Source organism: Ruminococcus sp. Marseille-P6503 (genome assembly GCF_900604945.1).
Lineage (GTDB): Bacteria > Bacillota > Clostridia > Oscillospirales > Ruminococcaceae > FB2012.
This window is the reverse complement of the sequence record NZ_UWPB01000001.1, coordinates 417,504-439,660: the sequence shown is the minus strand read 5'-3', so window position 1 is coordinate 439,660 and position 22,157 is coordinate 417,504. Positions and strand designations below refer to the sequence as shown.

The window sequence follows — 22,157 nt, the reverse complement described above, 5'->3', positions numbered from 1 at the left end:
ATTCTTCTTTCTTATATTAATTTTTTGATATTGATACCGCGTCGCCTCTGTCAACGACGACGTCGTAACCGATCCGCGACATTCTTTTTCTCAGATCGTCAACGCTCTGCGCCGACTCACAGCCGGTGCATATCTTGTTATCATACAGCTGATACTTCTTTCTTACGCTTGGAGGAGAAAGATTAGGCATTACAACATTAGCTCCGGCAAGCACTCCCTTTTCCCTTCCCTCAGGGTCTATCGTCCCCAGAGCGGTAGTGGCGGGCAGCAGCGCCGCCGGCAGCGTAAGCCTTACAAGCCCCAGCATAAACAGCGTAAGTTCAAGCGTTCCCGCTTTTTCATTCCCGAACGGAGTATCATGGTGCGGAACAAAGGGACCTATTCCAACCATATGAGGCTGAAAGGCTTTTATGAACATCATATCCATTGCAAGCTCATCAGCAGTCTGATAAGGGGAACCGACCATAAATCCCGTCCCCACCTGATAACCTATTTCTTTTAGGTCATGCAGACACCTCAGACGGTTTTCAGCCGAAAGCTCCTTTGGGTGAAGCTTTTCGTAATGCCGGACATCGGCGGTTTCATGACGCAGAAGATACCTGTCCGCCCCGGCGTCAAAATACGCCTGATAGCTGCCGCGGCTTTTCTCACCGACAGACAGGGTAACCGCGCAGCCGGGACAAAGCCTTTTTATCTCCCGAACGATACGGCAGAGCCTTTCATCGTTAAAATAACCGTCCTCCCCCCCTTGAAGCACAAAGGTTCTGAAGCCAAGCTCAAAGCCCTCCTTACAGCAGTCCAGAATTTCGGACACTTCCAGGCGGTAGCGGTCGGCGTTTTTATTGGAACGGCGTATCCCGCAGTAAAAGCAATCGTTTTTGCAGTAATTTGTAAATTCAATAAGACCTCTGATATATATCTTATTTCCGTAATACCGCTCTCTTGCTTTTGCGGCAAGCGAAAAAAGATACCGCGCGGAATCGTCGCCGCGGTTTCTGATAAGATAGGCATATTCCTCACGGCTGAGCTCTCCTCCGCCGTAGAGCCTGTCAATCAAAGAAAAGCTTTTACTGATAACTATTCCCCCTTATTTCCCCGGCTCTGGAATAGATCGTTTTAGTGGATACTCCCCTTATCATTCCGAGCTTTCCCGAAACGGCGCTGATTATGTCCTCGGGAGCGTCCAGCACAACGCTTATGACGCTTAAATTTTCCTTAGCGTGAGGAATACCCATTCTCCCGATAATATATTTCCCGTACTGGTGCAGCACCTCGTTTATTCTGCCGGCAGCAGACTGGTCCTCGACCATTATTCCGATCAACGCGATCCTATTCATATCAGCCCTTCTTAAAACAAAAATCCCCGCCGAAAAAGGCAGGGGCATAACAATGCAGACCGCCTAGTCAGACAGCCGCGCCAAACGTCATTTTTTCAAGCCTTTTCCGTCAGAACATATCTTTCGGTAAGATAAAATCCAAGGCTCGGGGTCAGAAGCTCTTCCCCCTTGCCGTAAGTTTAGTATACTACACTTTTTTTACAATGTCAATGGCAATACAGCATAAAGCGCGCCTTACGGCTTTGTGCAGTATTACCTAAATTTTATTCGCCGTCCTTTTTTCTCAGCCTGTCCTTCAGTCCCTCCATAATAATCTCCTTGGCATGAAGCGCGAGAGATTTATCCGCCGCCGGAGTATCGCCGAGAGGATATTCCAATCCAAGCTGTTCATATTTTGCCTTTCCCATTGTATGATAAGGCAGAACGTCAAGCGCTTTCAGGTTTTTAAGCCCTCCGAGAAAATACCCCAGATCGTGAAGATATTTATCATTATCAGTTATTCCCGGAACTACCACATGGCGCACCCAAAGCTCAACGCCCTCACCGCTCAGAAATTCGGCAAACGCCAGAATATTTTTATTTCCATGACCGGTAAGCTTTTTATGCTCCGCGTCGTCTATATGCTTTATATCCAGCATAACCAGGTCTGTATACCTCATCAGCCTCTTGAATTTTTCAACGACCTGCTCGTTTTCAGGCATAAAGGTGATTCCCGACGTATCAAGGCAGGTATGGATATTGCGGCGCTTTGCCTTTTCAAACAGCTCGGTAACAAAATCAAGCTGTAAAAGCGGCTCTCCTCCGGTGCAGGTTATCCCGCCGTTTTTCATAAACTCCTTGTATGTTTCATACTCGTCCAGCAGACTTTCCGCCGTTCGCTTTTCGCCTTTCCCGATCGCCCATGTATCGGGATTATGACAGTATTTGCAGCGCATAGGACAGCCCTGCATAAAAATAACGAACCGTATTCCCGGACCGTCAACCGTTCCGAAGCTTTCGGTAGAATGAATATATCCCTCCATTAACACGCACCTCGTTTCATATGCTTTTATTTTAGTATACCATATTTTTATCAAAAACACAACCTGCTGTCATAATATATCGTATACAGCAAAAAAACAGGACGCTTAATACGTCCTGTTACAATATCAGATCTGATTGTGGAATGTTCTTGATATAATATCGTCCTGCTGCTCTTTTGTCAGCTTTACGAAATTAACGGCATATCCCGATACCCTTACCGTAAGCTGCGGATACTTCTCAGGGTGCTTCTGAGCGTCCAGCAGCGTTTCTCTTGTAAATACATTTACGTTAAGATGATGTCCGCCTTTTTCCACATATCCGTCAAGCAGCTCAACCAGATTGTCAACCTGCTTCTCGTTTGATTCTACATTTGCCATATAAATCTTCCTTTCGCGGTATTATTCTTCGATCCCGGAAACCTCAAGATCATTCTTCCTCTATTTTTTCATTGGGCTGACAGCAGGCTCCCTTTGCGCCGCAGTCGTTCGACCTGAAAGTTTTGACCTTGATTCCGTCCTTGGTTTCGTCGGCGTTTATAGTAATATGTCCGTCGCCGCTTTCCATGAGCAGATCTATCATTTCAACCAGCTCGTCAAGCTGTCCGTTATCCTCGTCCTTTGTTACGTTATACCCCATCAGAGTTCAGCTCCTTTGCAATGCTTTCAATGTCCAAATCTCCGACAAACACCTGAGAATCCTTGCCCAAAGCGTCGGGAACGATTGAAAACGTATTCGAAATACCGTCCTGCGCGTGTCTGAACGGAAGCTTCGCAACGGACGACAATGAAGCCGCGGCGCCGTGAGTATCTCTTCCGTGCATAGGATTGGCTCCCGGAGCAAGGGGAACTCCCATTTTTCTTCCGTCGGGCGTATTTCCGGTCTTTTTGCCGTAAACAACGTTGGAGGTAATGGTAAGAATAGACATCGTAGGAACTCCGTCGCGGTAGGTGTGATGCTTTCTGATCATATTCATGAATTTTGTAACTATATCCACCGCAATGCTGTCAACTCTGTCGTCATTGTTTCCGTATTTCGGGAAATCGCCCTCTACCTCGTAATCGGTAACGATTCCGTTTTCATCTCTCACGCACTTGACCTTTGCGTATTTAATCGCCGAAAGCGAGTCAGCGACCACTGAAAGTCCGGCAATACCGGTAGCGAAATATCTCTTCACGTCCCTGTCATGAAGCGCCATCTGAATCTTTTCATAGCAGTATTTATCATGCATATAATGAATAACGTTCAGCGTGTTCACATAAAGTCCGGCGAGCCACTCCATCATATCTTCATACTTTTCCATTACGTCGTCATAGTCGAGATAATCTCCCTCTACCGGACGATATTTGGGTCCGACCTGAATCTTCAGCCTTTCGTCAACGCCTCCGTTTATTGCATACAGCAGACATTTTGCAAGATTCGCCCTGGCTCCGAAGAACTGCATTTCCTTGCCTATCCTCATAGACGATACGCAGCAGGCGATCGCGTAGTCGTCGCCGTGGGTGACCCTCATCATGTCGTCATTTTCATACTGGATAGACGACGTTCTTATAGACATTTTAGCGCAGAACTTCTTAAAATTCCGCGGAAGCTTCCTGGACCAAAGAACCGTCATATTAGGCTCGGGAGCAGGTCCGAGATTGTCAAGAGTATGGAGATATCTGAACGATGTTTTTGTTACCATAGGAACGCCGTCGATTGAAACTCCTCCTATGGATTCGGTAACCCATGTCGGATCGCCGGAGAAAAGCTGATTATATTCAGGAGTTCTCGCAAACTTCACCAGACGGAGCTTCATAATAAAGTGGTCAATATATTCCTGAGCCTGCTCCTCTGTAATAAGACCTCTGTCAATATCCCGCTGGATATAAATGTCTATAAAGGTAGAGGTCCTTCCCAGGGACATAGCGGCTCCGTTCTGCTCCTTAACTGCTGCAAGATAGCCAAAATAGAGCCACTGAATTGCTTCCTTCGCATTCTTTGCAGGACGGGATATGTCGAAGCCGTATATCTCGCCGAGCTTTTTAAGATCCTCTAAGGCTCTCAGCTGCTCCGCAAGCTCCTCTCTGAGCCTGATATTCTTGGACGTCATTCTTACCAGCGAGGTAGCAAGCTGATTTTTCTTGTCCTCGATAAGCAGATCGACGCCGTAAAGCGCGACCCTTCGGTAATCGCCGATTATTCTTCCTCTGCCGTACGCGTCGGGAAGGCCGGTAATGATCGCGGCGTGTCTGGCAAGCTTCATTTCCGGAGTATACGCGTCAAAAACTCCCTGATTATGAGTTTTTCTGTATTTGGTAAAGATCTCGACTACCTCGGGATCGACCTCATAGCCGTTATCCTGACAAGCCTTCTGAGCCATTCTGATTCCCCCGAAGGGCTGAAGCGAACGCTTGAAAGGCTTATCAGTCTGAAAGCCTACGATCTGTTCAAGCTCCTTATCCAGATATCCGGCTTTATGCGAGGTTATAGTGGATACGATTTTAGTATCCATATCAAGAACTCCGCCTGCCTCCCGCTCCTTTTCAGTCAGCTCCATTACCTGCTGCCAGAGCTTTTTGGTAGCCTCCGTAGGCTCTGACAGAAAGCTGTCGTCGCCTTCATAGGGAGTAAAATTCTTCTGTATAAAGTCACGGACATTTACAGAGGTGCTGCTCCATCTTCCGGGCTTAAAGCCCTCCCATTCCTCTAAAAATTCCTTTGCCATTAAATAAACCATTCCTTTCAGTGTCCGCCCGAAAACAGACCGAAATTTAAACAATTTAAACAAATCATATGTTTGAAACTATACATATCAAACATATATAATTTCATATGACTAATATAATTTAAAATATATCAGTCTCTACATTCATATTAACACAATTCACACTTCAAGTCAAGAAAAAGCCCGAAAAATTAACACAGGTCAACAAATAACTATACACTTTCGCAATACTTTGACACTTTCAGCATAAATATTCTGCTGAATCTGTATTATATATCAATCAAATACATAAAATGGGTTCAAAGAAACTATCCGTAGCGCTTTAAAAGTAATCCCTGTACAACATTTTGTGTACTGCCTTTTCGGAATACTAAAAGCACTTTCCATAGAAATCATCTGAATTATAGCTGATATTTTCCTCTATTCTGAGCAGCTGATTATATTTCGCGGTTCTTTCGCTTCTGCTGGGAGCGCCGGTTTTTATCTGACCTACATTGAGAGCGACTGCGAGATCAGCGATAACGGTACTTTCAGTTTCCCCTGAGCGGTGGGACATTACCGCGTTATATCCGTGATTTTTCGCCATTTTCACCGCTTCGATCGTTTCCGAAAGGGTTCCAATCTGATTCAGCTTGATAAGAATAGCGTTTCCCGCGCCCTCGGAGATTCCCTTTGAAAGACGCTTTGTATTGGTAACAAACAGATCGTCGCCTACAAGCTGTATTCTTCTGCCCAGTCTTGAGGTAAGAAGCCGCCAGCCCTGCCAATCCTCTTCGTCCAGAGCGTCCTCGATCGATCTGACGGGATATTTTTCGCAAAGCATTTCCCAGTGGTCTATAAGCTGCTTTGAATCAAACCGCTCTCCGCTTTTAGGCAGACGGTAATGACCCTTATCGCCTGTTTTCCACTCGCTGGACGCCGCGTCCAGCGCAAGCGCGAAATCCTCAGACGGAGTAAAGCCTGCTGACTTCACAGCGTCTGTTATAAGGTCCAGAGCTTCAATATCCGAGCTTATCTCAGGAGCAAAGCCTCCCTCGTCGCCAACCGCCGTGGAAAGCCCTTTATTTTTCAGTATCTTAGCCAAGGTATGAAAAACCTCGCAGCACCATTGAAGCCCCTGAGAAAAGCTTTTGGCTCCGACCGGCATTATCATGAATTCCTGAACGTCCAGACCGTTTGAGGAATGAGCTCCGCCGTTTAAAATATTCATCATCGGAACAGGCATTCTTGTCGCGGAGACGCCTCCGACAAATCTGTACAGAGGCATTTTCAGCGATTTAGCCGCCGCGTCCGCGCACGCAAGGGACACTGACAGGATCGCGTTGGCTCCAAGCTTTGATTTGTCATTTGTTCCGTCCAGTGCGATCATGGTTTTGTCAACCGCATAAATATCGGACGCGTCAGTCCCCGCAAGTATAGGCGAAATTTTTCCGTTGATGTTTTCGACAGCGCTTTTTACGCCTTTTCCCATATATCTTGATTTATCGTTGTCCCTCAGCTCGCAGGCCTCGTAAATTCCCGTTGACGCGCCGCTGGGAGCCTGACCTCTTCCTGTTGTTCCGTCGGCAAGCGTCACCTCCGCTTCTACTGTCGGGTTTCCTCTTGAATCAAGTATCTCTCTTCCGTGAACTTTTGTGATTTCAGTATTTTTCATGACTATTCCTCCGTAATTTCGGTAAATCTATGGAATTATTTTTCCGCCGAAAAAGCCGTTTATACCAGCCCGCGTCAAAAAAGCTGAAAATACGTCCTGCAAAATCATGATATACCAAATCTAACAAAAGTATTCGCTGTTATTTTCTATAAAAAATGCATATCCGCACAAGCCGGATATGCATGATCTCATTCATAAAAATCTTCTTTATCGGTTTTTCTCCCCATTTTGCTTACCTTTTTGTTCAACGCGAAGCTTATCGCAAGAGTTAGCAGAATAAGCCCTATCATTACCAGAACAGACTTTAAGGAAAGCTGACTCAGCTGTCCACCGATATAGGTCTGCACTGCCATTTCCGGAAAAACCCCGAACAGCGAGCCGAGAAGATACGGTCTGTACGGCATTTTCAAGGTTCCGTGAAGCACGCTTACGATATCTCCGGGAACTACCACTACCGCTCTGGAAATATAGGACGCAAACAAATTGTTTTCATGCCCGTAGCTGATAATTTTCCGGGCTTTGGGATATTTTTCAGAAATCGTTTCAACCAGACCCGCGCCGGAAATCCTTCCGACAAGATAAGGTATCGTAAAGCTTACGCACAGCCCGACGATATTTACCAATACGGCTGCCCAGAACGGATAAATATGTCCCGCGGCGATAAACAAAGCGGTAAGCGGAAACACTACCGACATTGATTTAAGACCGTAAAAGCCCCAGATAACTACCGCGGCAAGCCACAGGTTTTCAGGAGTATAGCTCAGTATGTCGTCAAAATCATTATTTACAACAAACGCAACGCAGAAAACTATTATAACAACGCTTAAAATCAGCGGAATATACTTAATTAATTTCATACTTTTGTCTTTGACTGCATTATTTGAATTCACAGCTTCACCTGCTTTTTGTCTTAATAATATTTTTGTTAGTATATCATAAAATTGTTATAATAATGTGAAAATCCGCTGATATTTTCTTATATGCGTTAAAGCTTACGGTTAAAGTGTTTTGCAGCTATTTGTATGCAAAAAATAAGACCCTGTGAACCGTATTGGCTCACAAGGTCTGTGTATTTTTATAACGCCGCCGAGAAAAATCATATAAACTCCTATATCAGCAAAAAAGCAGCCAAGGTTTTTCGCTTGACTGCTGTGTAAAATATTCTGTTTTAACTGTTCGCTAAACTGTAATTTGTATCACAATCGTTGTTCAAAATATTCAAACAATTTTTGATATGTTCTACAAGAACCAGCTTTTCCAAATCTCTTCTCTAATAAATCATATCCCTTTTGGTACTCTTTTTTCAAGGCATATGCACAAGCAAAATAAATATGTTGCCTATCATCCATCAAAAGTCGTTTATCTTGCATTTCATACATTCTTATATATTGCTCTATACTTTTAAGAGAATTAAAAAACGGTATTGTATTCTTTACAAAATATTCTTTTATTTTCAATGAAAGTGTTTTAATATCTGACTCATTATATATGAACCACCGCTCATTTTTTTCACCTATATGAATTGGTTGTCTTAGCGTCAAATCTTTGAGGCTGTCAATTATAATGTTTTCTCCTAAAACAGCAGTTGCAAATTGATTTACTTCTGGATAATGCACAGATAACCACGGGTATATACGAGCTAATGCATCTGGTTGTCCTAAAGGATGTGTTTGAAATACAAGTTCAACTTTCTGTTTGGTGTTCCCGAAAGTTCTGGAATAAATAAGTCCGTTTCTTCTCCGCTTAAATCCATATTCACTCATTATCTCGTCTATTTCATCAAAAACATCAAGCACTAATTTCTTAACTTCCTTATTCATTGCTCACTCACATCCTTACAAATTCCGATTTATCGAGCAGATAACCTCTGCCAAACAAGCTTATTGTACCACTTATCTCCGAAAAAGTAAAGGACGGAGAGCTGCTCCGCCCCGTAAAAATCGTGATTGACCTCGGCTGTATAGTAGCTATTTATAAACAAGGTCAACTTTATTCTGGGCAACTCTCAATACCGTTTTTCGGTGCATTGAAATTTGAGTTTTGCATTTCTGGTAATGCTAATAAAACTGTGATTTTATTTTCAAAAATGCGGGATTCGCAAGGCTTTCGGCGTAAAAAAGACCTTGCATACCCGAAGGTACACAAGGTCAATTTCTATTATGGTTTTACAAATTAGGTTTGCCCAAAATCAGGATTGTCAAATTAACCCTTGCTTGCAATCGCAGCCTGTGCAGCGGCAAGTCTGGCGATCGGCACTCTGAAAGGCGAGCAGGATACATAATCAAGACCGATCTTGTGGCAGAATTCAACTGACGAAGGATCTCCGCCGTGCTCTCCGCAGATACCGATGTGAAGGTTCGGATTAACCGGCTTGCCAAGCTTGATCGCCATTTCCATAAGCTTGCCTACGCCGTTCTGGTCGAGCTTAGCAAACGGATCGTTCTCAAAGATCTTAGCGTCATAGTAAGCGTCGAGGAATTTTCCTGCGTCATCTCTTGAGAAGCCGAAAGTCATCTGAGTCAGGTCGTTTGTACCGAAGCAGAAGAAATCAGCCTCTGAAGCGATCTCGTCGGCTGTAAGAGCAGCTCTCGGGATCTCGATCATTGTACCAACCTCATACTTGAGGTCAGAGCCAGCCTCAGCTATAACAGCGTCGGCAGTTTCAACTACGACCTTCTTAACGTACTTAAGCTCCTTAACGTCGCCAACCAGAGGAATCATGATCTCAGGCTCTACGTTCCAGTCAGGATGAGCCTTCTTAACGTTGATAGCAGCCTTGATGACAGCCTTTGTCTGCATCTTTGCAATCTCAGGATATGTTACCGCAAGACGGCAGCCTCTGTGACCCATCATCGGATTGAACTCGTGAAGCGAAGCAATTATAGCCTTGATAGTTTCAACAGACTTGCCCTGAGCGTCAGCAAGAGCCTTAATGTCAGCCTCTTCAGTAGGAACGAACTCGTGAAGCGGAGGATCAAGGAATCTGATAGTTACAGGATTTCCTTCGAGAGCCTCGTAAAGAGCCTCGAAATCGCCCTGCTGCATAGGCTCGATCTTAGCGAGAGCAGCCTCTCTCTCTTCAACTGTATCGGAGCAGATCATCTCTCTGAACGCCGCGATTCTGTCAGCCTCAAAGAACATATGCTCAGTACGGCAAAGACCGATACCTTCAGCGCCCAGCTCTCTTGCCTTCTTAGCGTCGGCAGGAGTATCAGCGTTGGTTCTTACCTTGAGTCTTCTGTACTTGTCAGCCCATGACATGATTCTTCCGAACTCGCCGGCGATAGTCGCGTCTACAGTAGGAATGATTCCGTCGTAGATGTTACCGGTAGAACCGTCGATGGAAATATAATCTCCCTCGTGGAACTCCTTACCGCCGAGAGTAAACTTCTTGTTAGCCTCGTCCATAACGATATCAGAGCAGCCTGATACGCAGCAGGTACCCATACCGCGGGCAACAACGGCCGCGTGAGAAGTCATACCGCCGCGGACTGTAAGAATACCCTGCGAAGCCTTCATACCTGTAATATCCTCAGGAGAAGTTTCAAGTCTTACGAGAACGACCTTTTCACCCTTGGCGTTCCAAGCCTCAGCGTCCTCTGCTGTAAATACTACCTTACCGCAGGCAGCTCCGGGAGAAGCGCCGAGTCCCTTGCCCATAGGAACAGCAGCCTTGAGTGCCTTGGCGTCAAACTGCGGATGGAGAAGAGTATCGAGGTTTCTCGGGTCGATCATAGCAACCGCTTCTTCCTCAGTTCTCATACCCTCGTCAACCAGATCGCAGGCGATCTTGAGAGCAGCCTGAGCGGTTCTCTTTCCGTTTCTTGTCTGAAGCATATAAAGCTTACCGTGTTCAACTGTAAACTCCATATCCTGCATATCTCTGTAGTGATTTTCAAGAGTCTTGCATACCTCGTTAAACTGAGCGAAAGCCTCGGGGAACTTCTGCTCCATTTCGGAAATGTGCATAGGAGTACGAACTCCGGCAACTACGTCCTCGCCCTGAGCGTTTGTCAGAAACTCTCCGAACAGACCCTTAGCGCCGGTAGCAGGGTCGCGGGTAAACGCAACGCCCGTACCGCAGTCGTCGCCCATGTTTCCGAAAGCCATCGACTGAACGTTAACGGCAGTACCCCAAGAATAAGGGATATCGTTGTCACGTCTGTAAACGTTGGCTCTGGGGTTGTCCCATGAACGGAATACGGCCTTGACCGCACCCATAAGCTGCTCCTTAGGATCAGCCGGGAAATCCTCACCGATTTTTTCCTTGTATTCAGCCTTGAACTGTGAAGCAAGCTCCTTAAGGTCCTCAGCAGTAAGCTCAACGTCCTGCGTAACGCCCTTCTTGGCCTTCATATCGTCGATAAGCTCTTCAAAATACTTTTTGCCGACTTCCATAACTACGTCGGAATACATCTGAATAAATCTTCTGTAGCAGTCCCATGCCCAGCGGGGATTGTTGGATTTCTCAGCAATTACCTCAACAACCTCTTCATTAAGACCAAGGTTGAGAATTGTATCCATCATTCCGGGCATAGAAGCTCTTGCACCCGAACGAACGGATACGAGCAGCGGATTCTCCTTATCTCCGAACTTCTTTCCGGTGATCTCCTCCATCTTGCCGATATACTCGTTGATCTGAGCCTGGATTTCATCGCTGATCTGTCTGCCGTCCTCATAATACTGAGTACAAGCCTCTGTTGTAATTGTAAATCCCTGCGGAACCGGAAGACCGAGCTTTGTCATCTCAGCAAGGTTCGCGCCCTTACCGCCGAGAAGCTCTCTCATACTAGCGTCGCCCTCTGAGAACAGATATACCCACTTTTTGCTCATTGGTATCTACCTCCAAAAAAATTTGAATTCCGTATTTTTATAGTACCTTGACAATCCCATAAAGCCGTCATGGCATGACAAGCCTATCATACGGTAACAAATTTATTATAGCAGATTATTTCAAAAATTACTATAGTTTTTATATATTTTTGACAGAAATTTTTTCACAATGTTTCTCATATTTTTTCGTACATTTTGCACAATCAAATGCCGATTTTAATCCCATAATGTTCCCGATTTTCAGTTATAAATTAAGTTAATTGGCAAATCAATCTGATTTTTCTTAATTTACTGAATATAAAGCTTATGGTAAAATCCGTAATTTTTTTAGTAAAATAAAATATGACGTGTCGTGTTTCGCTATGGCGGCTCCGGCAGCGTAAAATCATAATTTGCCAGATTATAAAATTAACCAATCCGTCTACTTTGTACACACAGCTTTTATGACGTTTATATCTAATCCTTTTCCAATAAACTGGACAATATCATGGTGGTTCTCTGTGATAAGCCAGTCAAATTTTTTGTTTGTCATGTAATAGTCTTTTGTCATGTAATAGTCTTTTGTCATGTAATAGTCTGTCGGATAGATTGCATCATTAATAATAAGATGGACAACGGCTGGGTTGCATTCCGCTATCCAGTATTTTGCCGTCTGTTTATCCTCTTCCAGAAAAAGATATATTTTTTCACATTTCACTATCTCCGGAAGTTTTTCAATCCATTCATAGGAAGCGCAATTTTCACTACCTTCCATAAAGGAATAAATTTTATGGATATCCTTACGAAATCCTGCCTCAATATTGGACCAGTATAAGCCATGCTTTGCTGCGTATTCCTCTTCCACAAATGTTTTCAACAATCTGTCATAAACATTCTGCCATTCATAAATGCCTAAAAACCTAAAATCGCTTTCGCAGATACCTTTTTCTGCGCAATACTGAATTACTTCAAACCGCAATCCATCCCATTTCTTATTTGACCCCATTTTTCACCCCGCCTGAATAATTCCGTTCTACAAAACTATAATTTAAAATGCAGCGGTATGCCGTTTCTCATAGCAATTTTTACATCACCCTGTATAAGCGGCAGAAAATATGAAATTGCTGAATCCGTTACATTATTGCCCTGCTTGTTGATCCATTTTTCAGGAAAGAATTTTTCTTTATTGGCTACGTTTGACGCTTCGGTGGATTCTACAGTAACAACATAAGGAACGTCTGAAAGCCTCTTAAACACCATAGTTCTGCCGGTTTCTCCGCTGAGTGCGGCAAGCACTCCCCTCGCTCCTATTTCTTCAGCCTCGTCTATATCCGTCTTTGAGCATATGTGCGAGGAACATCTCTGCATTACGTTAAGCTCAACGGAGCGCACCTTGCAGCCGATTCTTTCCCTCAGTATCTGCTCCAGAGCCTTGCCTATTCCTGAAAGATATTTATGACCGAAGCTGTCAACGGCTCCTGAACGGAAATCCTCGTCCTTTTCAGAAATCTCGACGCCCTCCGAAACGGCGATAACCACCGCTTTGTGCTTTGCCTGCATTGCTCTTACGTCCTCCACAAAGCGTTCAACGGAAAATTCACGCTCGGGAAGATATATAAGGTGAGGGGCTATTTCTCCGTTAGCCCTTAAAACACAGGTAGAAGCGGTAAGCCACCCGGCATGGCGTCCCATTATCTCCACTATGGTTATGGATTCAATGGAATAAACCGAGCTGTCGCGGATAATCTCCTGAATAGTTGCCGCGACGTATTTTGCCGCAGAACCAAAACCCGGGGTATGGTCGGTCACAGGCAGGTCGTTGTCAATGGTCTTAGGTATACCGATTACTCTAACCGAAGATCCTGCCTCTTTCAGATAGGCGGATAACTTCATGACCGTATCCATAGAATCGTTGCCGCCTATATAGAAAAACGCTTCAATACGGTGCTTTTCAAAGCAGGTCAGTATTTTTTCATAAACAGAATAATCGCTGTCAGCTTCCGGAAGCTTGCAGCGGCATGAGCCTAAAACCGTAGACGGAGTCTGTCTTAACAGCTCCATATCCTCATTGGATTTGATTACAAGCTTCAGATCTATTAGCTCATCGTTTATGATCCCCTCAATTCCGTTAATTGAACCGAAAACGGCGTCTATCTCCGGCGTTTTCAGAGCCTGCTTGAAAACTCCTACCAAAGACGCGTTTATAGCGCAGGTAGGTCCTCCTGACTGAGCGACAGCAATATTCATTATAATAGTCCTCCGTTTTACATTCTTACCGCCGCTTTATCAAGCCCGATACTGCGGCGGTGTCTATCAGTTTGCTGAATTTATTGTATCATAAAATATTAATAAAGGCAAAGATTTTAAACTGTTTTTCGGAAAGTTTTCTCTTTTAGACAAAAAACGCTTGGCGGTAAACGTTTTACTTTAGGCAATACCGTGCAATAATCATATAAAGAGCCGTCAAACGGTTATCCGCGGCTTTCCTGAAATATAAAAAGCCTCCGCGTTTGAAGGCGCGGAGGCTAATGCGATTTATTTGATCTCAAGACGTTTAGTGCTTGAAGCGGTTTCCGTTTTCTTGGGAAGAACAACGGTAAGAATACCGTTTTTATACTCTGCTGAAATCTCGTCTGTTTTTACAGCAGAAACATCGAAGCTTCTCTGATAGGAGCCGAAGCTGCGTTCACGGCAGATATAATTGCCGTCCTTTGATTTGTCCTCGGAGTCGGTGTTATGCTCCGCTGACAGAATCAGATAATTTCCGTTGATGTCAAGCTTGATATCGCTCTTGTCGAAGCCCGGAAGCTCGGCTTCCATTACAAATTTATCCCCTTCGTCACGAATATCGGTTTTGCAGGAATTCATCGGCAGGTTACCGGTGAAGAAATCCTTTTCAAAATCATGAAACGCGTCAAACAGATCAAAGCTCTTTCTTTCAAACGGCGTAAGTCCAAACATATAAATTCCTCCTTATTAAATTATAATACGGTTCATAGTTTTTTGTTTTTATTTTGCCTGCTGCGCTATACTTTATACATTGGTATCACTCTTCCTCGTATAATAAATTTAAGGGTAATTTAAAGAGAACCCCTATGAAACCTCTTGTTTATCACACAGAAATGTGAGATAATAAATCTGTACAGTCAGAGGGCGCTGTTCGCTTCCTTGAAGCAAGGCTTCCTTTGAAAGAGTAGCGCCTCTGCTTTACGGACAGATGCGAATGAGCTGGATAGCATTTAAGTGCTGAATATCTAACGAGGTTGTATTTCCGTAAAATACAGAGGATAACCTTTGCTGTAACAAAATTTTACGAGGTGTATCACAATGTTTTATTGCGGAATTGACATCGCTAAATACAAGCACGAGGCTTCCGTCATCGACATAAACGGCAAAACTCTGCTTGACAGCATCCCCTTCGCCAACGACAAGCAAGGCTGTGGGAAAATCCTTGCTGTTTTTGAAAAATTTGAAATTGCTCCTGACGATGTTATCATCGGAATGGAAGCAACTGGTCACTACTGGCTTTCCGTATATGCTTTTTTCCTTGAGCTTGGATATACTGTCAAGGTTATCAACCCTATTCAGTCCGAAGCTTTCAGAAAAATGTATATTCGTCAGACCAAGAACGACTCTAAGGATTCATATATCATCGCTCAGATTATGCGTTTCGGAGAATATTCCGCAACCTCGCTTTCTGAGGAAAATATCATTGCATTAAGACAGCTTTCACGCTATCGTCTTGCTGTTGTGGACGCCTGCGGCGACTGCAAAAGACGTGTAATTGCATTGCTTGACCAAGTATTCCCCGAGTATGACAAGCTGTTTTCAGATACATTCGGAAGCTCATCAACCGAGTTGCTTCTGAACTGCCCAACACCTGAAGATATGCTTGCAATTTCCACAAGAAAGCTTACCAACATTTTGAACAAAGCAAGTCACGGTAAATTTGGCAAAGAGAAGGCTGAAGAACTCAAAGCTGCTGCTAAAAACACCTTTGGTATCGCCTTTGCAAAAGACGCTTTTTCTTTTCAGATCAAGCAGCTTATGCAGCAGGTTGTTTTCCTTGAAAATCAGCTTTCTGAGCTTGAAGAACAGATTTCAAATCTTCTTCACGAAACCAATCAATACATAACCACTATCACCGGTATCGGTGATGTTCTTGGTGCAATCATCGTCAGTGAGATCGGCGATATCAACCGCTTTGAACGTCCTAATCAGCTTGTTGCCTTTGCAGGACTTGACGTTACCGTTAAACAATCGGGAGAGTTTTCAGGAACTAAAAACAAAATCTCCAAGCGTGGTTCACCTTATCTGCGCAGAGCTATCTGGCTTGCCGCACAGCGTGCCGCTTTCTGCGACCCCGTTTTATCTGAATATTATCAATCTCTCAGAGCCAGAGGCAAGCACCATCTCACTGCTGTCGGAGGTGTTGCTCGCAAGCTTTGTAATATTATTTTTGTTATTCTCAAAGAGAACAGACCTTATTTGCCAACCCCTACGAAAAATCCTAAAAATTTATCTTGATTTTTTCATTTTGGGTATTGACTTTTTATAGCTGGTCTTTCAACAACTATATGATAGTTCCTGTAAATGATAATTAGTTTATGGCTTTGTGACGATCAGATGAAAATTAGCACTCTCTCGCATTGAGTGCTAAAAAAGTATATAATTTCTGAAAACGGGCATTTATATATTGTAGCAGCAGACAATAAATATTAAAAAGCAAACCGCAAAATTGTGCCAAGTAAACAAAAACGCTTAAAAAGAAGTTTTTTTATAAAAAAGTGTTGACAAAGCGTTTTTTGTAGTGTATAATAATTAAGTCGCTATAGGGACAATGATTAGGCGGTATAGCTCAGTTGGCTAGAGCACTTGGTTCATACCCAGGGTGTCACTGGTTCAAATCCAGTTACCGCTACCAGATAACGGCCCGTTGGTCAAGAGGTTAAGACACCGCCCTTTCACGGCGGAATCATGGGTTCAATTCCCGTACGGGTCACCAGGATACATTCTCGCAGATGGTTGATTTAAGCCGTTTGCGAGTTTTTTGCTTTCTGTAAAAACAGGTCTTGCCTGCTGTTTATAATTTAACAGCGGACAGGACTTTTTTTCTAATCTGCTTTCAGTATAAATATATTATGTGAAATACTGTGCTTCCTGCCTATATATCCGCCGGTCAATCTGTTTCCGGCAGAAATCGATCCTTTCTGATTGAAATTTATAGGCAGATGTGTTATAATCAATTAAAAAAGCGGAGGTTTGTTTATGCGAAAAACCGTTTTATACATTGCAATGAGCCTTGACGGATTTATTGCCGACAAACAAGGAGGAGTTTCGTGGCTTGACGCGCAAAGCGCCGGCAATGCTGGCGAAAACAGTTTTTCAGAGTTTCAGAAAACGGTTGATACAGTAATTATGGGATATGCGACCTATAAGCAGATCATCACGGAACTGTCGCCGAATGAATGGCCATATAAAGGAATGCAGACTTATGTTCTGACTCATAAGAGCATTTCCGATAAAGCAGAAATCAATTTCACAAAAGAAAATATACAAAAACTTTTGCAAAAGCTTAAAAAGCAAAATGGCGGTGATATCTGGATTTGCGGCGGGGCGGATACAGTTAATCAATTCATTTGTAAAAACATGATAGATATATATCGAATTACAATAGCTCCATGTATTTTAGGAAACGGGCTTCGATTATTCAATAATGAAAACCGAATTTTACGGTTGAAATTAATTTCAACTGTAAAATACGGCGGAATGATTGAACTGATTTACGAACATATGAATTTCATTGCGGAAAAAGGAGAATTACAATGACGCTTTACGATAAAGAATCACGTCTTGAAGCATTTGAAAAAATGCTGTCATCGGTACGATCGCAATATACTGATACTATAAGCAAGATGTCGGAGCTGAAAAAAGCCGGACGGGAAAAATCCGCTACATACAGGCAGATGATGGGCAATAAAATGCAGCTCAAGAATATGCTTGCCATGTATCAAATGTATGAGCTTATTGATGATGACAGCTAACCTGCCTGAAATCAAGCAAACATGATATATCCTCAACTGACAATTTCACCGTCGGAGATTTCAATGATCCTGCCGCACTGCTCGGCGATCTTCGGATCGTGAGTAACGATAATGACCGTCCTGCCCTGTTGGTTCAGCGACTTGAACAGCTCCATAATTTCCGCCGAGGTCCTGCTGTCAAGCGCTCCCGTCGGCTCGTCCGCCAATATCATGCTTGGTTCGTTCACTATTGCACGGGCGATTGCCACACGCTGCTTTTGTCCGCCGGATAGCTTGTTGCAGGGCTTTTTCGCCAGTTCTTCGATTCCAACCGCTTTCAGTGCCGTAAGCGCTTTTTCCTTTTTGTTTTTTATCCTTTTCTTTGAAAAATTCAGAGGGATAAGCACGTTTTCCAGCGCGGTGAAATCCTCCACCAAAGCGAAATCCTGCATTATCATGCCGATTTTTTCGTTGCGGATATTTGCATACTGCCTCTCGGACAGATTTTTCACCAGCGTTCCGTCTATGGAATATTCCCCCTCCTGATAGTTGTCGATACAGGCAAGTATATGCAGAAGCGTTGACTTTCCGGCTCCTGACTTGCCGACAACCGCAACAAGCTCGCCGTCCTGTATTTCTGCGGAAACGCCGTGAAGCGCTTCAAATTCGTTGGCTTTCTTAGGGTTATATATCTTTACTATATTCTCAAGCTTAATCATAATTATCACCCATTCTCCTTTATGTTCTGAATAATATCAAGCTTCTTTAATGTGATATACGGAATTATCATTGCCGACGCAAACGCGACGCACAATAAAATTATAACAGCCGCAGCTTCCGTCGAACCTACCGAAAAATAATAGCTTAGCCGGACGGTTTCCTTTGCGACAGCCTCCGATCGAAAAGCGCTGATATCAGTGTACATTTTAAAATAGTTCAGATATCCGTATATAAATTTTACTGCAAAGGCTATACATACGGAAATCAAAGCCAGCAGACTTATGTATGCTGCATTTATTCCTATACACTGTTTTCTTGTCATACCGTTAAGGCAGTAGATACTGTATGTTTTTATCTCCTTTGAAACGCTCAGAGCCGAGATACCTATAAGGGAAACTATTGCTATCAGCGACGCTATGGTAAGGAACACCATATCGTTTCTCATATTCTTTTTATCCCGTATATATGTATTCTGATACGCCTGATTCAAATCGGTATACTGATATTTCTTCGAGGTCGCCGCCGAAAAAAATTCATTTTTTTCTTCTTCCGTTATATTTTCTTTAAGCTTGACAGACTGGGCAAAGCGATCAGGCTCAAAAACATACTTTTCACTTATTGATTTAAATAAATCCGGAGAATATTCAGCAAAAACATCATAAGATTTTATTGGAAGCAGATCATCCAATGATAAATAATCACTGCTTTCAAAGGAACCATGCTCCACTACCTCCTTATAATGTGAATAATCTATCAATCCTACGATCTTACCTTTTAAGTCTAAGTTAGCAATGCCCATATTCCCTTTTGATATATATGTTTCCAGTTTAATATCTACAACGTCCCCTACCTTATAGCCATACTCATTTCCCGAAAACATAACCAGATTAATATAATCGTCCGACTTCTTTGCTTCAGAAAGCCAGCGTCCCTCTTTCATCTTGAAATTAAGGCCGCTGCAATAATCGCTGCTTAAGCATTTAATATAATCATTGCCGCAAATCAAATTAGTATAATAAAATGCATAGTTTTTCTCCACATACGGTAAATCCGATACATCTATAGGATCAAAACATTCATTAAGATTTTCTTCTTCTCTTATTTTATCATATTTCTCATTTAACTCCGCAAGTACGCTGTCATACTCCTCCCGCGTTATCTCGCCGTTGTCCAGCTTATCGGCATATGGCTGTAATTCTTCGTCAAATTCGCAGCTAAGCTCAAATAACCGGTCGTCAAGTTCTACTTGATAGGAAATATCATACTGCAGATAATAGCTGTCGCCAAGGCAAACATCTTTTATAAGACTGCTGGTCACAAAATAACCGCTTGCTTTCTCAAGGATCATTCCTATTAAAAGAGTTGTCACCGCAAACTGGAATATTACCAGAATAGTTGCTAAAGGACGTCTTTTAAGCTGCTTTGCCGCGTATTTTAATGTCATTCTACTCATCCTTTCTGCTGCTGTCTGATCTCAACCGCGTTTTTTCTGCAGTAATATATAAGCACCGGCGCAAAAACCATCAGCGACAATGCAATAATTATCCCAAAGGTTATTACTGTATGGATCCACGAATAGCCGTAAGTAAATGCAAAATCATATTTTTTCAGAATATTTATAAGACACAGCCTGAATATAATAAACGCGGTGAAAAACTGAAGCATTAAAAGCAGCAGCAATTCGCAGAGAAAAATGCGCGCAAGCCTTGCTGCCGACGCGCCGCATAGCTTAAAAATATAAATTTCATTTATTCTCATCTGAATTACATATGCATATAAATACGCGCATGAAATCACCGCCACAACCGCCATCAGAATCAAGCAGACATTTTCAAAGTCAAGCATTAAAGGCGCTTCCTTTAAAACATAATCCATTCTGGTTTCTATTTCAAATTCAGGGAACAGCTCCTCCAACTGACCTTTATATTCCTTCGCCTGCCGTACGCTCAGCTCGTCGCTGTAAATTATTTTATATTCATCAGGAATAATACCGTTATTTACAACAGTGTTTTTCGGAATGTATCCGTTTGAAATACCGTCGGGGGCATAGCTGCCTGTTATCTTTATTTCCTCATCGCCCAAGCTTACCGATTTTAACTCCGTGCCTATTCCCACCGACACCATAACGTTATTGCCGTTTTCAATATCTTCATCCGAAAAAAAGCTTCCGCTTATAGGCTTGTATTTTTCGGAAAAGTCAGCCAGATTCTTTTTTTCGTCCGTAATAAAGCAGGTCACATAGGCGTCTGAAGTATCTATACACCCCTGCACACAGAGCACAGAGCTATTATTTTCATAATAGCTCTGCAGTCTGTCTGAAATATCATCAATTGCCAGCAGACTTTCCGTGTTTTTCAGACGTATCTGATCAAGCTCCAGATCGCCTGCGCTTAATCCGTCCGATAAGGTGTCAAGCTTGACGGTAACGTAAAGAATAGTTATAGTTGATACGGTAAGCGCTGCAAGCATTATAATAAAAACAAGAGTATGCTTGGAAATAAAATTTTTAAGATTCTTTGCAACAATTGATAATGTATTCATGAATATCTCCCGTTAGTGTGTAATATCCGTGCTTGCACGTCTTTTATAGCTATCCGAATATATCTTGTTTTCGCTTGAAATCCCGTTTTGCGGATATATATCCGTTCTGAAATATGTAACATCGCTGTCCCATGTAGACAATTTCATACCCTTGCTTAAATCTCTTTCTTCCCATTTGTTATTTGCCATAGTATAAACATGAGTTTTTTTATCTTTAATTGTTCCGTTTTCTTTCCATTCCGCATACCATACAACTGTATTTTGCGAGGTTTTGTTATTGTAAGGGCTGAAAGTTGCGCTTGGCTTTGAATATCCAACATAATGGTCGCTGTATACGTCACCCAGTCCTTTATCCGGGGATTTGTACCATCCCAGACTAATGTCGATAGACCCTTTGTACTTGCAGGAATTGCCGGTATTATTCTTAGTGCATTTTCTCACCGCGTCCGCTGTCATAAAAGTTCCCGTCATCATTATTGCCGCCAAAGCCGCGCAAAATGTTCTCTTGATTATTTTTTTCATTCTTGATTCTCCTTGTATAATTTTTTATGTTGTAAAACGTTTTACCATATTATAATAACACAATTGCATTTGTTTGTCAATATTATTTGAAAAATGTTATTTTGCCATTAATATAGCTTGAATTTTGAATATTAGAAAAGATTCTTGTTTAATACATTATATAAAAAATATTCTAAACAGCACAAATAATCCGATCCTGCTCAAAGCAATATAATTAGCTGGACATATAAACTTGTAATATTATTTTAACATTAATGCATTATAATGTAAATAAACAGGTTAAAGCAAGGACTGATTTTACAATAACCAGTCCTTAACGTTAATTGTATTAAAACTTATCTGCTTTTATTTGCAGGTGTTTTATTGTTTATAGTGTATTAATATACATAACGTATATTTTATGAATAAGTGTAGCTAGAGCCGGTAAAATTAAAAGCTTTTCAGATCATTGTGACGATACATCTGAAAAGCTTTTTAAATTACAAATATCAATAAGCGCTTTGCGTATTGAGGAAAAGCCGCAATACTTTTCAGTCTTTCCTCAGTATACAAATGGCACCCCTAGTAGGAATCGAACCTACAACTAGCCCTTAGGAGGGGCTTGTTATATCCATTTAACTATAGGGGCATTTTATTTTATGCTTTTTGAAAGCCAATACCGTCTCCTGTATTCCTTGTGAACACAGGAGAATCTTGACTTGTATCAGCCCCTCAATGGTCGGAGTGACGGGACTTGAACCCACGGCCTCTACCACCCCAAGGTAGATACAGCCAAAATCAAGTGTTATTTAAAATATCTAGATTTTATGTATAAATATTCT

Annotated in this window: 20 protein-coding genes and 3 tRNA genes; 5 read left to right on the top strand and 18 right to left on the bottom strand. The window is 42.6% G+C overall.

Annotated elements, in window-relative coordinates; genetic code table 11:
• Nucleotides 1–16: 16 nt before the first annotated feature.
• The 13 genes from hydE to EIH25_RS01955 form a co-directional block, all read right to left on the bottom strand.
• Nucleotides 17–1,057, bottom strand: coding sequence for a [FeFe] hydrogenase H-cluster radical SAM maturase HydE (gene hydE, locus EIH25_RS02015; protein WP_243113066.1), 1,041 nt, complete (start codon nucleotides 1,055–1,057; stop codon nucleotides 17–19).
• A 10-nt stretch (nucleotides 1,058–1,067) separates the two neighbouring features.
• The gene (locus tag EIH25_RS02010; RefSeq protein ID WP_124098252.1) at nucleotides 1,068–1,337 is read right to left on the bottom strand and encodes a TM1266 family iron-only hydrogenase system putative regulator; all 270 of its coding nucleotides are present in this window, start codon (nucleotides 1,335–1,337) and stop codon (nucleotides 1,068–1,070) included.
• A gap of 263 nt (nucleotides 1,338–1,600) precedes the next feature.
• Nucleotides 1,601–2,359 carry a pyruvate formate-lyase-activating protein gene (pflA, locus tag EIH25_RS02005; RefSeq protein WP_124098251.1) on the bottom strand — a complete coding sequence of 253 codons (759 nt, stop codon included), beginning with the start codon at nucleotides 2,357–2,359 and terminating at the stop codon, nucleotides 1,601–1,603.
• Between the two features lie 126 nt (nucleotides 2,360–2,485).
• Nucleotides 2,486–2,737 (bottom strand): autonomous glycyl radical cofactor GrcA3, encoded by a 252-nt coding sequence (grcA3, locus tag EIH25_RS02000; RefSeq protein ID WP_124098250.1) that lies wholly within the window; start codon nucleotides 2,735–2,737, stop codon nucleotides 2,486–2,488.
• 49 nt (nucleotides 2,738–2,786) lie between these two features.
• Complete coding sequence (locus EIH25_RS01995) at nucleotides 2,787–2,996, bottom strand: hypothetical protein (protein ID WP_124098249.1); 210 nt, start codon at nucleotides 2,994–2,996, stop codon at nucleotides 2,787–2,789.
• Nucleotides 2,986–5,064, bottom strand: coding sequence for a formate C-acetyltransferase (pflB, locus tag EIH25_RS01990; protein ID WP_124098248.1), 2,079 nt, complete (start codon nucleotides 5,062–5,064; stop codon nucleotides 2,986–2,988). Before pflB ends, EIH25_RS01995 begins: the two co-directional genes overlap by 11 nt.
• 370 nt (nucleotides 5,065–5,434) lie before the next feature.
• Nucleotides 5,435–6,718: a phosphopyruvate hydratase gene (gene eno / locus EIH25_RS01985; RefSeq protein WP_124098247.1), complete on the bottom strand. Its 1,284-nt coding sequence runs from the start codon at nucleotides 6,716–6,718 to the stop codon at nucleotides 5,435–5,437.
• Nucleotides 6,719–6,906: 188 nt separating this feature from the next.
• Nucleotides 6,907–7,575, bottom strand: a complete 669-nt coding sequence (locus EIH25_RS01980) for a VTT domain-containing protein (protein WP_124098246.1) — start codon at nucleotides 7,573–7,575, stop codon at nucleotides 6,907–6,909.
• 339 nt (nucleotides 7,576–7,914) lie between these two features.
• Entirely contained in the window at nucleotides 7,915–8,538 is a 624-nt protein-coding gene (locus EIH25_RS01975) for a hypothetical protein (RefSeq protein WP_124098245.1), read from the bottom strand.
• A 382-nt stretch (nucleotides 8,539–8,920) separates the two neighbouring features.
• Nucleotides 8,921–11,551: a pyruvate, phosphate dikinase gene (ppdK, locus tag EIH25_RS01970; RefSeq protein WP_124098244.1), complete on the bottom strand. Its 2,631-nt coding sequence runs from the start codon at nucleotides 11,549–11,551 to the stop codon at nucleotides 8,921–8,923.
• 421 nt (nucleotides 11,552–11,972) lie between these two features.
• A complete protein-coding gene (locus EIH25_RS01965; RefSeq protein ID WP_124098243.1) occupies nucleotides 11,973–12,536 on the bottom strand; it encodes a DUF6756 family protein in 564 nt (187 codons plus the stop codon).
• 35 nt (nucleotides 12,537–12,571) lie between these two features.
• Nucleotides 12,572–13,777 (bottom strand): 6-phosphofructokinase, encoded by a 1,206-nt coding sequence (locus EIH25_RS01960; RefSeq protein ID WP_124098242.1) that lies wholly within the window; start codon nucleotides 13,775–13,777, stop codon nucleotides 12,572–12,574.
• 288 nt (nucleotides 13,778–14,065) lie between these two features.
• Nucleotides 14,066–14,491, bottom strand: a complete 426-nt coding sequence (locus EIH25_RS01955; protein WP_124098241.1) for an Hsp20/alpha crystallin family protein — start codon at nucleotides 14,489–14,491, stop codon at nucleotides 14,066–14,068.
• A 366-nt stretch (nucleotides 14,492–14,857) separates the two neighbouring features.
• Here EIH25_RS01955 and EIH25_RS01950 point away from each other — a divergent pair, with 366 nt between their 5' ends.
• The 5 genes from EIH25_RS01950 (at nucleotide 14,858) to EIH25_RS01930 (ending at nucleotide 17,574) form a co-directional block, all read left to right on the top strand.
• Nucleotides 14,858–16,057 carry an IS110 family transposase gene (locus tag EIH25_RS01950; protein WP_124098240.1) on the top strand — a complete coding sequence of 400 codons (1,200 nt, stop codon included), beginning with the start codon at nucleotides 14,858–14,860 and terminating at the stop codon, nucleotides 16,055–16,057.
• 320 nt (nucleotides 16,058–16,377) lie between these two features.
• Nucleotides 16,378–16,454: transfer RNA gene (locus EIH25_RS01945), tRNA-Met, on the top strand.
• Between the two features lie 6 nt (nucleotides 16,455–16,460).
• Nucleotides 16,461–16,535 (top strand) — tRNA-Glu (locus tag EIH25_RS01940).
• Nucleotides 16,536–16,798: 263 nt separating this feature from the next.
• The gene (locus EIH25_RS01935) at nucleotides 16,799–17,359 is read left to right on the top strand and encodes a dihydrofolate reductase family protein (RefSeq protein ID WP_124098239.1); all 561 of its coding nucleotides are present in this window, start codon (nucleotides 16,799–16,801) and stop codon (nucleotides 17,357–17,359) included.
• A complete protein-coding gene (locus tag EIH25_RS01930; protein ID WP_124098238.1) occupies nucleotides 17,356–17,574 on the top strand; it encodes a hypothetical protein in 219 nt (72 codons plus the stop codon). The genes EIH25_RS01935 and EIH25_RS01930 overlap by 4 nt, the downstream gene beginning before the upstream one ends.
• Before the next feature lie 32 nt (nucleotides 17,575–17,606).
• On the opposite strand, the gene EIH25_RS01925 is transcribed toward EIH25_RS01930, so the two are convergent.
• The 5 genes from EIH25_RS01925 to EIH25_RS01905 all read right to left on the bottom strand — a co-directional run bounded on the left by EIH25_RS01925 (nucleotide 17,607) and on the right by EIH25_RS01905 (nucleotide 21,964).
• On the bottom strand, nucleotides 17,607–18,272 hold the full coding sequence (locus tag EIH25_RS01925; protein ID WP_124098237.1) for an ABC transporter ATP-binding protein: 666 nt from the start codon (nucleotides 18,270–18,272) through the stop codon (nucleotides 17,607–17,609).
• A gap of 5 nt (nucleotides 18,273–18,277) precedes the next feature.
• Complete coding sequence (locus tag EIH25_RS01920) at nucleotides 18,278–19,717, bottom strand: ABC transporter permease (protein ID WP_164489131.1); 1,440 nt, start codon at nucleotides 19,715–19,717, stop codon at nucleotides 18,278–18,280.
• 5 nt (nucleotides 19,718–19,722) lie between these two features.
• The gene (locus EIH25_RS01915; RefSeq protein WP_124098235.1) at nucleotides 19,723–20,814 is read right to left on the bottom strand and encodes an FtsX-like permease family protein; all 1,092 of its coding nucleotides are present in this window, start codon (nucleotides 20,812–20,814) and stop codon (nucleotides 19,723–19,725) included.
• Nucleotides 20,815–20,826: 12 nt separating this feature from the next.
• A complete protein-coding gene (locus EIH25_RS01910; protein WP_124098234.1) occupies nucleotides 20,827–21,336 on the bottom strand; it encodes a hypothetical protein in 510 nt (169 codons plus the stop codon).
• A 553-nt stretch (nucleotides 21,337–21,889) separates the two neighbouring features.
• Nucleotides 21,890–21,964, bottom strand: a tRNA-Arg gene (locus tag EIH25_RS01905).
• Nucleotides 21,965–22,157 lie beyond the last annotated feature (193 nt).

Excerpts from the sequence above, each read along its gene's own strand:
- EIH25_RS02010 (WP_124098252.1), bottom strand. The coding sequence starts at position 1,337 with ATGAATAGGATCGCGTTGATCGGAATAATGGTCGAGGACCAGTCTGCT.
- pflA (WP_124098251.1), bottom strand. The coding sequence starts at position 2,359 with ATGGAGGGATATATTCATTCTACCGAAAGCTTCGGAACGGTTGACGGT.
- grcA3 (WP_124098250.1), bottom strand. The coding sequence starts at position 2,737 with ATGGCAAATGTAGAATCAAACGAGAAGCAGGTTGACAATCTGGTTGAG.
- EIH25_RS01995 (WP_124098249.1), bottom strand. The coding sequence starts at position 2,996 with ATGGGGTATAACGTAACAAAGGACGAGGATAACGGACAGCTTGACGAG.
- pflB (WP_124098248.1), bottom strand. The coding sequence starts at position 5,064 with ATGGCAAAGGAATTTTTAGAGGAATGGGAGGGCTTTAAGCCCGGAAGA.
- eno (WP_124098247.1), bottom strand. The coding sequence starts at position 6,718 with ATGAAAAATACTGAAATCACAAAAGTTCACGGAAGAGAGATACTTGAT.
- EIH25_RS01980 (WP_124098246.1), bottom strand. The coding sequence starts at position 7,575 with ATGAAATTAATTAAGTATATTCCGCTGATTTTAAGCGTTGTTATAATA.
- EIH25_RS01975 (WP_124098245.1), bottom strand. The coding sequence starts at position 8,538 with ATGAATAAGGAAGTTAAGAAATTAGTGCTTGATGTTTTTGATGAAATA.
- ppdK (WP_124098244.1), bottom strand. The coding sequence starts at position 11,551 with ATGAGCAAAAAGTGGGTATATCTGTTCTCAGAGGGCGACGCTAGTATG.
- EIH25_RS01965 (WP_124098243.1), bottom strand. The coding sequence starts at position 12,536 with ATGGGGTCAAATAAGAAATGGGATGGATTGCGGTTTGAAGTAATTCAG.
- EIH25_RS01960 (WP_124098242.1), bottom strand. The coding sequence starts at position 13,777 with ATGAATATTGCTGTCGCTCAGTCAGGAGGACCTACCTGCGCTATAAAC.
- EIH25_RS01955 (WP_124098241.1), bottom strand. The coding sequence starts at position 14,491 with ATGTTTGGACTTACGCCGTTTGAAAGAAAGAGCTTTGATCTGTTTGAC.
- EIH25_RS01950 (WP_124098240.1), top strand. The coding sequence starts at position 14,858 with ATGTTTTATTGCGGAATTGACATCGCTAAATACAAGCACGAGGCTTCC.
- EIH25_RS01935 (WP_124098239.1), top strand. The coding sequence starts at position 16,799 with ATGCGAAAAACCGTTTTATACATTGCAATGAGCCTTGACGGATTTATT.
- EIH25_RS01930 (WP_124098238.1), top strand. The coding sequence starts at position 17,356 with ATGACGCTTTACGATAAAGAATCACGTCTTGAAGCATTTGAAAAAATG.
- EIH25_RS01925 (WP_124098237.1), bottom strand. The coding sequence starts at position 18,272 with ATGATTAAGCTTGAGAATATAGTAAAGATATATAACCCTAAGAAAGCC.
- EIH25_RS01920 (WP_164489131.1), bottom strand. The coding sequence starts at position 19,717 with ATGACATTAAAATACGCGGCAAAGCAGCTTAAAAGACGTCCTTTAGCA.
- EIH25_RS01915 (WP_124098235.1), bottom strand. The coding sequence starts at position 20,814 with ATGAATACATTATCAATTGTTGCAAAGAATCTTAAAAATTTTATTTCC.
- EIH25_RS01910 (WP_124098234.1), bottom strand. The coding sequence starts at position 21,336 with ATGAAAAAAATAATCAAGAGAACATTTTGCGCGGCTTTGGCGGCAATA.